This is a genomic window from Rummeliibacillus pycnus, from assembly GCF_044359855.1.
Classification (GTDB): Bacteria; Bacillota; Bacilli; order Bacillales_A; family Planococcaceae; genus Rummeliibacillus; species Rummeliibacillus pycnus_A.
Genome location: NZ_CP132291.1, coordinates 4,146,719 through 4,159,979, shown reverse-complemented (window position 1 = coordinate 4,159,979; position 13,261 = coordinate 4,146,719). Strand labels below are relative to the sequence as shown.

Genomic DNA, 13,261 nt, shown 5'->3' with positions numbered 1-13,261 from the left:
CACTAACAACATTGTTTACTAATCAATTTTATAAACGTTGCATTGTTTTTTTCAAACGACAATTATGCTTTTTTTAAATGAATACTTTTCGTACGACTAATAGGTATAGTTGAATCATGCTCGACAACTATGACTGTGGCAAAGTTAGCATAATATTGATCTTCGTGAGCTTTTGGCGATAAAATAATCAGTTTTCGTTGTAGTTCGGTTTCATATAATTTAAACACTTTTTCTTTCCTTGTTTCATCTAGGGCACTATCAAATTCATCTAGTATTATAAAACTTGGCGAAGTATTCAAATTTTGTAATAAAGCTAAGGCGAATAATAGTGAGCTTAGTGATTCCTCTCCACCGGAAACCCCTTTTCCAAGCTTGCCGCGACGAGCTTTTGTCCCAACATCTTCTAATTTTCCACTATGACCGATTTTGCGGACTTTAATAAATAATTGGAAGATAATTCTTCCTTTTTTATCTTCGAAGCGCTCACATTCGATTTTCCCTTCAAATTGAAATTCATCCATATACTTTTCAAATAATCGGTTAATTTTTAACACGTTCATATTAATGGTTGTTTCTAGTTTATTTTCCATCTCTTGCGTACGTTCACGATGGAGTACTAAAAATTCTTCTGTTTTACTGACCGCTTCACTTTTTTCATCATAGTCTTTTTTAACGGCGTAGTAATTGTGCTCCGCTTCTGGTTTAACCTCTTCTGTTCTGGCATTATTAAAATTCACTTTAGCAGTTGAATTATCGTTTATTAATTGTGTAATCGAGGAATTCATCATTAAATCTTCTTGTAGTGCTTGTTTATAAATATCTGGGACAATTTTTTGTAATTCTATCAATGTTAATTGCTGATTTAAAATGGATGCATCTAGTGTTTCAACTTCTTCTTTTGTTTTGATAATAATTTTGTTGATTCCTTGTATTTCATAATTCGTATCTCGTTGGTCACTTTTAAGGTCTAAGTTTTGGTGACTATATTTTTGTTTTTTTTCATTTAAATCACTCATCTTTTGTTGAAGTTTTACTAATTGTAATTCGAATTCGTTAAGTTCCGTACGCACTTGAGAGAATTGTTGTTTTTTTGTTGTTAATGAGTTTTGCAGATGTTTTACTGTGCCAAGCTGCTTATAAATGGATAACTCTTCTTGTAAACGTTTTAGATTATAATCTTCTTGACTAAACTGTTGGTGCATTTTTGTTTGTGATAGCTGTAATGATTCTATTTCTGAAGTAATTTGCAATTTTTGTAGTTGTAAGTTTTCGAGGTACTGCTGTTTCATCTTTTTCCGATCGGCTTCAAGCATTTTTGATTCGGCTGCTTGTACATCTTTTAACACACTGTATAATGTTTCGACTTCTTGTTGAGCTTGTTGAAATGTTTTCTTAAGCATTGTCAACGTTTCTTCTAATTTTTGCAGATTTGTTTGTACGAGTAGACGTTCCTCTGCAACGGCTTTCTCATTTAAGATAAAAGTCTCTTTTTCTTGTGCGCCACGAAGTCCTTGCTGGTCGACTAATATGTTTTGTTGAATGATTGGATAATCTCCATCTAAAAACTGCTCAATCCACCAAAGGGCTTTTACAGCATAGTTTTGCTTTCTTTCACTTAATCCGTCTCGTATTTTTAATTTTAAATATGGGATCGATACGATTAGACGACCGGGAACAATTTTAGGTAAGGAAACATAATACAAATCATTCACTGGTGTAAAGTTTATTGCATTGTAAAAAATCGTGTATTTAATGGCATTCAATTGATTTTCGTCTTTTAATTTTGCTGTCGAATCTAATGTTACTAAGTCTCGTAGTGCGAATGCTTCAATATTTCTCGCTTCGATTGCTTTAAATCCTTCTTTTTGCCGTTCGGATAAAAGCTGATTGTTGTTTAAGTATTCTAATTGAGCACGTAATGCTAGTAGCTTTTGCTCAGTTTCAGATTGTTTTTTATATGATTTGCGTATAAATGTTTGCAATGTTTCAATTTGTTCTTTGACTTGCTGAGAGCTGACATGTTGTTGAAGAAGCATTTTGGCGTGTTTTTCTTCTTTATTTAACTGTGCGAGCTCTACTTGAAGTGTCGCTAGCTCGTTTGTCACATCGTCTTTGTTATGATTTTGCACTGTTAGCTGTTTTTCGATTTTAGTAAGTTTAGAACGGATTTCTTGTAATTTCTTTTGTGCCGCCAATTCATGCTGTTTCGTTTCTTGTTCAGAATATCGTAAGCCATTTCGAAGTTGTTCGGTTTCAGCTAATTGTTCTTTTAGTTTGGTTATCTCTTCAGCTAAATTAATATGTTGAATTTGCAATGTTCTATGTTTTGATTTTGTTTGTTGCTGAATGCTATTTTGTTCATTTGTCTGTTGCTCTAATTGAATCAGTACTTTTTGGTTCTCTGAAATTTTTTGTTCAATCGTAGCGAGTTTCGTTTTTTCATCCAACATTGCCCTTTCTTTTCCCTTGATAACTTCGGTAGCTTGCGTTTTTTTCTCTTTATATTTTTCTATCAAAGTAAGAGTAAAAATAATGTGGCGTTTTCCGAATAGTAAAAGCCTTTTTTGATTGTCTTTTAACCGATCGTATTCCTGCTTGGCAATTTTCAATAAAAAATCTGCTTGTTTTACCGTACCTTTTGCGGATTCAAGTTCAACTTCTAATTCTTTTAATTTATCAATAGCCGCTTCCCACGAACGTAGGATTTCATCGATTTTATGCATTTCGCTAAATCGTCGGAAACGTTCTTGTGGTGCCATTTCTGCAAATTGGTTTACTTCTTGTTGGTACCAAATTAAATAAAATAAGTCGGGGTCTATCTTATATTTATACTGTAAATCTTCTTTATACATTGTGAAATTCTGATGTTGACTATCACCAGAACGATAGATATCTTTTTTAGAAAGTTCATCAATTCCATCCCCCACCCAGACTTGATATTCACGCTGGATTATCCCTCGATTTTCAGCTTGTTCAAGGATGAGACGAAAAGAAATATATTGTGGTGCATCAATACGAGAAGGGCCTTCATTTTTAAATGTTAACTCTAAATTTGCATACCATTTTTTCTCATAAGGTAAATTGTTGGAACGCAATCCTTCCAAATCAATTTTACTTGAATATAAAATTGCTCCCATACAAAAGGAAATAGTTGATTTTCCTACACCATTTGGACCTGTAATCAAAACATGTTCACCGATTTCATCTCCAAGAATAAGGCGCGTTGGTTTAAAATCTCTAACACCACTAAATTGAAGTCGAATTGGAATCATTCAAATTCCCCTCCTGTACATACAAATTATAGCGTTTAAAAAATTTCAACACTTCCTCTTTACTGAGTTGTGTGGAATGTGCAAATTCAGCTGAACGACGTAAGAAGGAATCGGAAAACATGTGCACTCCTATTGTCGTTAAACTATAAGCTTTTTCTGTTGTGGCTTGATCATACTCTTCTACTGCACCGATTTTTTTCAACTGATCAATATTCGCTTGTAACTTGCTACTAGCATTTAATGTTTCATGACCAAAGTCTGTTAAAATTTGTTGTAACAAGGTATATTCATGGTTTAGTACCTCTTGTTGGTAGAACATATACAATAGAATGGCCAATGCTTCTTTACTCAATGTCGATTTGGCATCTTTAGCAGATACGCGCATCATCACAATGACACGATCGCGTTTTTCATCATATAAAACTTGAAAATAGCGGCTTAATGCTTCATTTGTTCGATTAATAAATGAAAAAAAAGCCTCATTATCATTTTTTATATTTAATATTTTTTCAACTTCTTTTCTTTTTAATCCATAATTGCCTCCACGAATAGATGCGGATGAAGAAAATAGCAATTGCATAAAGGCTAATTCTTCTTCAACAGATAGATAGGCATGTAAATTATTCATTATGCTGAGATTGTTTATGTTTTGATTGTACATGGAATTTTCGATCGTCATCTTCTATCCACTCCCATTCTTTCTCATATTGCTTCGGATTGTCTTTTGTCGGATCTATATAAACTTTTTGATTGTTTGATAAAGCTGAAATCGCCAACAGAGAACGGATAGCATCCCCCCATTTTTCTGAACTCGATTCTATAATTAACGCCTCAATCTCACTGCTACCTTGTTCACCTAAATAAGTTTCAATGACATCTGTATGTATAACCGATTTTGTCATTTGCCAAGAAGCATTTTGGAACATATCATGCACCGTTTCCCCTTCGATTACCTCTTCATCAAAAATTGTTTCTTCCATTTCTTCGATTGGTTTGTTTACTTTCGGTTCGTATGTTTCTAGATAATGAATGGCATCTCCAATATCTTGACCACCAATGGGTGCTGCAAATTTGACAGGTATCCACATTCCATCTAATTGTTCATCCTCATACTGTCCTTGTTCCATAAAACTAAATAAATCGTAGGTAGTTGGAATATTAGAATCCATAGGTGGATTGTACATTTTCAATATAAATGCACGCATTTTCTCTGGAGAAATACGATGGATAATCGGTGTATGTTGAAGTGATACAAATCGAATATATTTGGTTAAAAGCCCTAAGCTCATTTCCGTTCCTTTGGATAATGACGCTGTACCACGCTGAACAAGGTTACTCATCACTAAACTTTCTTCCATAGTTTGAAACTGCTCCAACCGTTCTTTCATCTTATCTTCAAGTTCTTTCATCAATTGATGGATAATTTCTAACTGTGGCAAGGCATTACGATCAGCCAAATATTCCAATTGACGATATTCCAACTTTTCGATTGCTTCTTCCACATTTCGAATCATCGAAGCGATTTTATTTCCTCCTGAGATGCCATGGTCATCATAAGCTGCACTAAGTTCTGCATCACGTCTTGCCTGAAAGAGTGACCTTCCAATATCATCTTGCAGATAATAAGCTAAAGAATCATTTGCTAACCGAATCAAAGCATCCATCATTCGTTTGCCACGGTCCATCATTTTGATCTGTCGACTTTGTTTGGATAACCAACTATATTTAGTTAATACATGAATAATTGACTTTAGCTGTTCTATTGAAAATGGCTCTTGATCTTGATATTTGTTACGAAATCGATAGTACAATGTATCAACGTTATCAATTTCTTCAGCAAGTCCAAGGGATTCTTCATACAATAATTGCAACACTTTTAAGAAACGAAGGATTTCAAGTGGTGAATCATAAATTTGTTGGGATTTTAATTCGTTGAGTACACCAGCAAGTGATGCGATATCACGCATCGTTGTTTTTAGTTCTGATTGGTTAATGGGCGTTTGAAATATGGAAATAGGAACATCATTTACTTTTGAATCCATTTCATCCATTGCTGCTCACCTCCTAACTGTTGTTCTTGCTCATGTTGACCATTTTGTAGTTCTGTTTGAAGCCAGATTTCATAGTTCTCGATAGTTGAATATTCATGATAATCGCGTGCAATTATTACAGTTGGAATCCTTTCTACAAGTTTTACTGCATTCTGTGCAATTATAAGACCCGCTTCATCATAATCTGTCCAAACGATTATCTTTTTTACTTGCTTTGTTGAAGTTAATTGCTTCAATAGCATTTTGTGAGCAGTTCGAATTTGTCCATCTAAACAAAGCACAAATGACATTGTTTTTTCAATAAATGACGGCTCCTTAACCATTCTCGTTAAAACAGCACGATTTTCTACAAGAAATAAGTAATGTGCCTCCGATTGATAATGATCTTGTAAAATACTATCATCCGTTAACGCATGGACAGCACCGTATGTATATTGACTCATTTTACCGCAAAGTTGGCCGCTAAAATAAACCGGCACAATTTTCCCAAGACTAACTAATCCTAATATTGCACTGTCCAAGTCAAAAATTCGTTCTAGTTCCTCAACAAATTCTTCACGATCTTTATCAAACATTTTAGAACCACCAATGTCATCAAATACAGTTGCACCAATTTGCTTAAAATCAAACAATGTTTCTTTACTTGCAAGTTGGAAGTACCCAATACAAAACATTAAAAATTTTTGACGTTTCTGAATCGACCAATTTGCTTTCAATGTTGCTTCATTTGCAAGTTGTGAAGGTATTTGATATAGGAAAGTTTCAAATATTTGAATATACGGCTGTAACTCTTGATTAAATGTACATGAATGGAAGTAGTCCAGAATGAGTTGGTATTGATCTTCTAATTGCTGATTCTTGTCATGCATTGTTTGATGGGTATATTTCACATAACTCGGTCCCATGCGATAATGCATTTCCTTTGACGTTCTTCCATCTGATTGTAGTCGAATTTCTTGCACAATCCATCCTGCAGTAAGCCAATCTTGAATTGTTAAAAAGGGTTCGTCTAGTTGTCTTTTTGCATGTAACGTAAAATGATATGTTAATAGTTTAGATGGGGGCTGGGAAGACTGAAGCTGTGTACCAATTTTAATCAAGGCTACCCTTTTATATGTACGAACTGTTTGTTTGGTAATCGTATATTCAACTATATGGTTAGTAATTGGTCTTGGAGTTTTTTCTACCGTTTCTCCTTTTTTTAAATAAGTATCGATTATAAATTGCTCAAGCATTTTTCCCCCTCATTTCATCTCAAAATATGTACGTAAAATTAGAATAAATATCATGTTTATGTTCCTCGTATATAATAAACGATACACTATTTTTATCTTTGTTAATAACATTCCATTAAAGTTACATTATCTCTTTAATTGTAAGTGAAAAGGACTAACATTGCATTTTAAATAGATTTTTGGTGCACTGTCACGGACACTATTGATGACATTCTTGTACATTTTTATCACATTATTGATTAATCATAAAATTTCAATTGAAATCGTAATAAATAGTAACTTAGATTCAATAAGTGACAGGTGACGGGTACCCAGCATCGAACTCGGTGAAGTATTCAAATTTTGTAATAATGCTCAGGCGAATAATAATGAGCGGTTTAAATTAGACGATGGTAAAGACGTTATTAAAGGCTTGTATTACATCTAAAATTGTAAATGGTCTCCATTTCCGTTTAGGAAAGTACCCATTTATCAGGGTTTCCCCCATCCTTGTTAAACCAGCGTACCTGTTTGTTTAATGATTTCTATCTAAAAAAAGCAGTAGATAACTACCTGCCCAAAGAAAATATGCAAGCTTAATTATTATAAACATCGAAAACTCAAATGAAGAAAGTTTTCTTTCACGCTTGGTCTTTTTCAAGTGCCAATAATAAAAGAATGTACATAGAAGTAGCAAAACAATCGATAATTCGTTTATATTTTCTAATAGGTTAATAATAATAATCACCTCACATTGATTGTATAAATTCCCCTTTTGAAATATTGTAGACCTTTACCAAAAACTTTATCATAAAAACCATTTAGAAAATTGTTCAACATTAAAACTAAATAGAGCTAAATCATAAATAAAAACAGCCTAATCATATGTTTAGACTGTTTCCTTTCAAAAATAAAAAACTTATTTATCTCTTAAACTACAAATAATCCTTTTTGTGTTTTTTTCAATTGCTCAGTTAACTCTTCAATTTTACCAATCACTTCAAGTCGTTGTTGTTTTTGTTCCTCAAGTGAGGTTTTCACAGTGGACTCCAAATGGTTATTTGCTTGTACGACAATATCTAAAATGGAACGGCTAGGAATACTGACTAACTCTTGTGATTTGTCAGTAATTTCTTGAATATTCGTTATCCAATTAGAAAATTGCTCGAATTGGTTATTACTAATGACTTCATTTACACTGCTTTGTACTTTTTCTTGTATTTCTTTTGTCGCTTTTTTTGAATCTTCCTCAATTGTGGTAATGGTCGATACAGTAGACTCAATGAGGTCCTTTTGATAAGTGAATGCTTGTAATGTTTTTTCGCCTACTTCTGTTTGAAGTTGTTGCCATGTTTTTAAACTGTTTAACAATCCATCCCATAATATATCCACACTCTTTGCTACTTGTTCGTTCGCCATTTAAAATTCCTCCCTTGTTTTCGTTCATATATAATGAATGCAAACCATTGCATATCATCCAAATCACTCATCCTCTTCCCCTTTTTCTGGTGAAGACTGATTGAGGGTAAAGAAAGGATTGTATACATTAAAGAAATTATTCAACAATGTTTGATACTGACTTAAAGAACCTGCCCACATATCCAAATATCGTTCCCCCGCCTCAGTTATTGCATAAATACGTTTAGCAGGTCCCTTTGTTGTTGTATCCCATTCCGATGACACTAAGGCGTCTTTTTCAAGCTTTCGAAGTAGACGGTAAAAATTCCCTTGATCAATAGAATCAACACCAAACTGTGTGATTTTCTCCATCAATTCATAACCGTGTGAATTCCAATTACGTAAGTGTAACAACATGAGCGGGATTAAGAAATTTTGGGGTGCGCCAAGATTTGAACTGTTTTTTTTATTCTTTCCTTTCCCTGATTCCATCACTCTCACCTCCCCATTCATCACTACACATAAGTGTAATTTACACCTATATATCCACATAGTATGTTGACTGCATAAAAAAAATTAATAAATTACTAATCTATTTTTATTCATATTTTTAAAACCATAGCCATAAGTTAGATTTATAAGTGTTTGAAAAGGAGATGATTTCCAATGAGTCAAACTGCAACACTCGATCCTTTTAAGATTTGGAAGGATATGTACGAAAAAACGGAAAGTACATGGCGAGGAGCGATCCAAGACACGCTTGGAACAGAGCAATTTGCACAAGGTTTAGGGCAAATCCAAAATCAATATGTACAATATCAAGAAATGGTCAACACAATAACTGAATCCTATTTGAAACAAGTAAATATTCCAAGTCGTGAAGAAATAGCAAAAGTAGCATCCCTGATTATTAACGTCGATACAAAAATTGACGACATGGAAGACTTAATCGATGAACAAAAGGAATCTACTACTGATGAAATTGATCTACTGAAAAAAGATATCAGCAATTTAAATCATAAATTAGATCAAGTGCTTGAATTACTAAAAAAATAAAGCAATGATCGCAATCTCTACCACTACTAGTTTTTTTACAAATCAAAATGAATGGTAATTTCTAAAAAAAAAACGATAAATTGAGGAGTGAATTTTTTTATGTCAGCAATGGAAATAAGAGAATCAGGACAATCAAACCCCTTAAAACCACTTACAAATCAAGTAGCAATCGTGACAGGTGCATCACGTGGAATTGGTGCAGAAATAGCAAAAGTATTAGCAGAACAAGGTGCAACAGTTGTTGCTACTTATAGCTCATCTGAAAAAGAAATGCAAAAAGTCGTACATGAGATTGAAGAAAAAGGCGGTCATGCAATTGCATTAAAAGCGAATGTTAGTGAAGCAGACGATTCACAACGCCTTATCGAAGAAGTATTAAAACAATTTTCTAAAGTTGATATTCTTATTAATAATGCTGGGATAACAAAAGATCGCTCATTCCGCAAAATGTCAAAAGACGAATGGGATCAAGTGATTAATGTCAATTTAAATGGGATTTTCCACACGACATCTGCAGTGATTAATCACATGATTGAAAGAAAGTATGGACGTATTATTAATATTAGTTCCATTATCGGCCAAGCTGGTGGCTTTGGTCAGACGAATTATGCAGCTTCAAAAGCTGGAATACTAGGATTCACAAAATCCCTTGCTTTAGAGACAGCTAAAAATGGGATTACCGTCAATGCCGTTTGCCCTGGGTTTATTGAAACAGAGATGGTTGCAGCTATGCCTGAAAATGTCAAACAAAACATTGTTGCAAAAGTACCTATGCAACGATTAGGCACAACATGTGAAATAGCGGAAGCTGTACTGTATCTCATTCAAGCAAGCTTCGTGACTGGCCAAGAGATTAATGTCAATGGCGGACTATATATGTAACGAATTAGAAATTTAAAGTAGACTATACAAATTGAAATTATCGGAGGTATCATATGCTTGCTTCAAAATTAAAGTCTCCAACTGATGAAAGCTTGAAAAAAGTAAAAAGACTAACAGAAGTTTTCGTAATGGAACCGGAGCCACAAGTAGGTCAAACGCCAAAAGAAATCATTTGGACAAAAAACAAAGCAAAATTATACCGCTATCAGCCAGCAGTAAAAAAGACGAATAAAGTACCCATTTTAATGATTTATGCACTTATTAATAAGCCCTATATATTAGATTTATATCCTGGCAACAGCTTGATTGAACATTTAACGAATAAGGGCCATGATGTCTATCTTTTAGACTGGGGAGTACCTGGCCATGAAGATCATCATATGAAACTAGATGATTATATCGTAGACTATATTCCACGGGCTATCAAAAAAGTGCTGAGAAAGTCAGAAGCAAAAGAATTAACGCTGCTTGGGTATTGCATTGGTGGAACCATGTCAGCTATTTTTACTGCATTGAATCCACATCTTCCCATCCGCAATCTCGTTTTATTGACTAGTCCAATTGACTTTACGGATGCTGGACTCTTTACAAATTGGTTGGATAAACGATACTTCCAGCTTGATAAATTGGTGGATACGCTAGGCAATATTCCATTTGAGATGATAGATTTTGGAAATAAGTTACTAAGCCCTATTTCAACTACGTATGGTCCTTATGTTTCTATAGTGGATCGTGTAGAAGACGAGAACTTTGTTTTAAACTGGAAACTCATGCAAAAGTGGTTGAATGATGGCGTTCCTTTCCCTGGTGAGGCTTATAGACAGTGGATTCGAGACTTCTATCAGGACAATAAACTCATTAATGATGAATTAGAAATTCGCGGAGAAAAAGTGAAGTTAGCCAATATTAAGGCAAATCTTCTCAACATTTCTGCTACGCGCGACAACATTGCTCTACCACATCAAGTTGCTCCGTTAAATGATAAAGTATCAAGCCAAAATAAGACACTTCATAGCGTTGAAACGGGTCACATATCAGTTGTCACTGGACGCAAAGCAATCAAAGAAATTCATCCTTATATTGAAAATTGGATCACTGAAAATTCAAAGTAAGTTAAGAAAAAGAAGCAACGGATCAACCGTTGCTTCTTACTTATTTCAACATTTAAATTGAATTTCTGATTTTGTCTGGTTAACTGACAATATGATGTTCAGATAAATATCGTTAGGGTAAAAAAACTCCTGATTAGTATATATCTGCTACTGAATGAAGTGGAATTAGCTCCGCTTTCCGTGGGCGAACTGACGAGCCTCCTCGTTCCTGCGGGGTCTCGTCTAGTCCGTTTTCCCACAGGAGTCTACGCTAATTCCACTTCAACTAAGATGGCAATACAAGATTATTTTACTTTTTCAGTGGACTCACGATATTCCTATAGGAGTCAGTACCCTACACTCCAATCAATTTTTCAACTATTTAAATAACTACATTACTTATTAAACTATACTTATTAGGAACACCACTTATTAGAACAATGACAAATTAAATTCCCACTAATTCCCTCTCGTTATAGATAATTTCTCCATCAATCATAGTTGTTTCTACTTTTAAATCTTTAATCTGATCTTGGCTGGTATTTAAAATGCTGTCATTTAGGATAACAAGATCAGCCAATTTCCCGATTTCTATGCTTCCTTTTATCTCTTCTTCAAAACTCGCATAAGCGCCATTCCAGGTGTATAGTTTGATAGCTTCCATAACGCTTATGGATTGACTGGAACCAATCTCCATACCTGACTGACTTTTTCTATTAACAGCCACATGAATTCCTAATAAAGGATTATAGTCAGTAACTGGAGCATCTGATCCACCTGCTGCTATGATTCCACAATCAATAAAGTCACGAGCTGCATACATATGATCAACGCGATCACCATAGTGATTTACATATATCTCTCCGAATTCATAAGGAAATGGAGGATTTGGAATCGGTATAATCTCAAGTTTTTTCATTCTTTCTTGTAAATCCGGCGATGAAATTCCAGCATGCTCAATCCGATGTCGATGGTTTTTTCTTGGTGATTCCTCTAGCGCCTTTTCTACACAATTTAAATACATTTCAATGGCTTTATCACCTTGTGCGTGTACAGTAATTTGGTAGCCTTTTTTATGTGCTTCACCTAAAACTCGGTAAATTTCTTCTTCGCTATAATAAAGAATTCCATAATTGTTAGGATCACTGGAGTATGGCTCACGGGTTGCAATTGTAGGTCCGGTGCTACTTCCATCAGTAAACAATTTTGCTGGTCCTACTTTAAATCTTTCATCTCCTGTACCCGTTACCACACCAGCTTCGACCATTTTATTCACAAATTCTTGGGAGTTACTTATCTGACATATCATTGCGTATACTCTGACACGAATATCCCTACTTTTCACAGCCTGTTGCAGTAAACGATAACTCTCAGGGCCCTGCCCACCAGCCTCATGTACACTTGTTATGCCTGCAGCAATGAAATGATCTGAAGCAATTTTCACACCATTCCGTAGTTCAATGTCTGTATAACTTGCAACATCGCCCATTGCCATATTTGCTGCTTCCATTAATTTCCCTGTCAATCTTCCTTCCAGATCCTTTTCAATAACCCCTCCAGCAGGATTCGGTGTATTCTCGTCTATTTGCGCTATTTCAAGTGCTTTACTATTTACCACGCTTATATGGTTACAGGTTCGTGATATAATAATAGGATGTTCTACTGAAATTGCATCTAATTCAGCGATTGTTGGATATCGTTTTTCCTTTACAGCGGTTTCATTAAAGCCACAAGCGCGTACCCATTCACCCTTAGGAGTTTCTAAGGATTTCCTTTTCAAATCATCTAATAGAGCCTCAATGGAATCTATATGTTCAGCTTTACAATTTACTGCAAGCTGATCCAGCCCATAAAACATAAGGTGAATATGGGAATCTATGAATCCAGGGAGAAGTGTTTTTCCTTGCAAATCGATGACATTCGTTTTTTCACCAATGAAACTCTTAACCTGTTGATCTAAACCAACAAAGACGATGCGATTATCTTTAACAGCTACTGCCTCTACTACAGTATTATTTTGATCTACCGTGATAACTTCTCCATTTACAAATACAATATCCGCTTCCATAAACACACTCCTCTTTAATTAATTAAAATGAGCCAATTTCATAAATCTATTTTCGGTTTTTAAATACGAACATTTCAGCATATTAACTTTTCCATATTTAGACATGGATGTTCCGCTACATACGGCGATTTCCACGGGCTTGGCTTCAATCTCCTCGGGCCAACAGGATGTTGGTCACGAAGCCGTTGCCACAGGACGTGGCGTTCTTAGGCTTTGTTCCTTAAAATCG

At 34.7% G+C, this 13,261-nt stretch carries 11 protein-coding genes; 3 read left to right on the top strand and 8 right to left on the bottom strand.

Annotated elements, in window-relative coordinates; genetic code table 11:
• Positions 1-62 precede the first annotated feature (62 nt).
• From Q8X41_RS20375 to phaQ, 7 genes are all read right to left on the bottom strand, one after another.
• Complete coding sequence (locus tag Q8X41_RS20375) at positions 63-3,272, bottom strand: AAA family ATPase (protein ID WP_397538078.1); 3,210 nt, start codon at positions 3,270-3,272, stop codon at positions 63-65.
• The gene (locus tag Q8X41_RS20370) at positions 3,247-3,951 is read right to left on the bottom strand and encodes a hypothetical protein (protein ID WP_397538077.1); all 705 of its coding nucleotides are present in this window, start codon (positions 3,949-3,951) and stop codon (positions 3,247-3,249) included. Before Q8X41_RS20370 ends, Q8X41_RS20375 begins: the two co-directional genes overlap by 26 nt.
• The gene (locus Q8X41_RS20365) at positions 3,893-5,323 is read right to left on the bottom strand and encodes a hypothetical protein (RefSeq protein ID WP_397538076.1); all 1,431 of its coding nucleotides are present in this window, start codon (positions 5,321-5,323) and stop codon (positions 3,893-3,895) included. The genes Q8X41_RS20370 and Q8X41_RS20365 overlap by 59 nt, the downstream gene beginning before the upstream one ends.
• The gene (locus Q8X41_RS20360) at positions 5,299-6,558 is read right to left on the bottom strand and encodes a DUF2399 domain-containing protein (protein ID WP_397538075.1); all 1,260 of its coding nucleotides are present in this window, start codon (positions 6,556-6,558) and stop codon (positions 5,299-5,301) included. The genes Q8X41_RS20365 and Q8X41_RS20360 overlap by 25 nt, the downstream gene beginning before the upstream one ends.
• A 514-nt stretch (positions 6,559-7,072) precedes the next feature.
• Entirely contained in the window at positions 7,073-7,279 is a 207-nt protein-coding gene (locus tag Q8X41_RS20355; protein WP_397540315.1) for a hypothetical protein, read from the bottom strand.
• A 188-nt stretch (positions 7,280-7,467) separates the two neighbouring features.
• Complete coding sequence (locus tag Q8X41_RS20350) at positions 7,468-7,956, bottom strand: hypothetical protein (RefSeq protein WP_397538074.1); 489 nt, start codon at positions 7,954-7,956, stop codon at positions 7,468-7,470.
• 63 nt (positions 7,957-8,019) lie between these two features.
• Positions 8,020-8,427, bottom strand: a complete 408-nt coding sequence (gene phaQ, locus Q8X41_RS20345) for a poly-beta-hydroxybutyrate-responsive repressor (RefSeq protein WP_397538073.1) — start codon at positions 8,425-8,427, stop codon at positions 8,020-8,022.
• A 174-nt stretch (positions 8,428-8,601) separates the two neighbouring features.
• Here phaQ and Q8X41_RS20340 point away from each other — a divergent pair, with 174 nt between their 5' ends.
• From Q8X41_RS20340 to phaC, 3 genes are all read left to right on the top strand, one after another.
• Positions 8,602-8,991 (top strand): polyhydroxyalkanoate biosynthesis repressor PhaR, encoded by a 390-nt coding sequence (locus Q8X41_RS20340; protein WP_397538072.1) that lies wholly within the window; start codon positions 8,602-8,604, stop codon positions 8,989-8,991.
• A gap of 108 nt (positions 8,992-9,099) precedes the next feature.
• A complete protein-coding gene (fabG, locus tag Q8X41_RS20335) occupies positions 9,100-9,873 on the top strand; it encodes a 3-oxoacyl-[acyl-carrier-protein] reductase (protein ID WP_397540314.1) in 774 nt (257 codons plus the stop codon).
• 53 nt (positions 9,874-9,926) lie between these two features.
• Positions 9,927-10,985, top strand: a complete 1,059-nt coding sequence (gene phaC / locus Q8X41_RS20330; RefSeq protein ID WP_397538071.1) for a class III poly(R)-hydroxyalkanoic acid synthase subunit PhaC — start codon at positions 9,927-9,929, stop codon at positions 10,983-10,985.
• Positions 10,986-11,412: 427 nt separating this feature from the next.
• On the opposite strand, the gene Q8X41_RS20325 is transcribed toward phaC, so the two are convergent.
• The gene (locus tag Q8X41_RS20325) at positions 11,413-13,032 is read right to left on the bottom strand and encodes an amidohydrolase (protein ID WP_397538070.1); all 1,620 of its coding nucleotides are present in this window, start codon (positions 13,030-13,032) and stop codon (positions 11,413-11,415) included.
• Positions 13,033-13,261 lie beyond the last annotated feature (229 nt).

Coding starts and splice junctions, on each gene's coding strand:
- Q8X41_RS20375 (WP_397538078.1), bottom strand. CDS start 3,272: ATGATTCCAATTCGACTTCAATTTAGTGGTGTTAGAGATTTTAAACCA.
- phaC (WP_397538071.1), top strand. CDS start 9,927: ATGCTTGCTTCAAAATTAAAGTCTCCAACTGATGAAAGCTTGAAAAAA.
- Q8X41_RS20340 (WP_397538072.1), top strand. CDS start 8,602: ATGAGTCAAACTGCAACACTCGATCCTTTTAAGATTTGGAAGGATATG.
- Q8X41_RS20325 (WP_397538070.1), bottom strand. CDS start 13,032: ATGGAAGCGGATATTGTATTTGTAAATGGAGAAGTTATCACGGTAGAT.
- fabG (WP_397540314.1), top strand. CDS start 9,100: ATGGAAATAAGAGAATCAGGACAATCAAACCCCTTAAAACCACTTACA.
- Q8X41_RS20365 (WP_397538076.1), bottom strand. CDS start 5,323: ATGGATGAAATGGATTCAAAAGTAAATGATGTTCCTATTTCCATATTT.
- Q8X41_RS20360 (WP_397538075.1), bottom strand. CDS start 6,558: ATGCTTGAGCAATTTATAATCGATACTTATTTAAAAAAAGGAGAAACG.
- phaQ (WP_397538073.1), bottom strand. CDS start 8,427: ATGGAATCAGGGAAAGGAAAGAATAAAAAAAACAGTTCAAATCTTGGC.
- Q8X41_RS20370 (WP_397538077.1), bottom strand. CDS start 3,951: ATGACGATCGAAAATTCCATGTACAATCAAAACATAAACAATCTCAGC.
- Q8X41_RS20350 (WP_397538074.1), bottom strand. CDS start 7,956: ATGGCGAACGAACAAGTAGCAAAGAGTGTGGATATATTATGGGATGGA.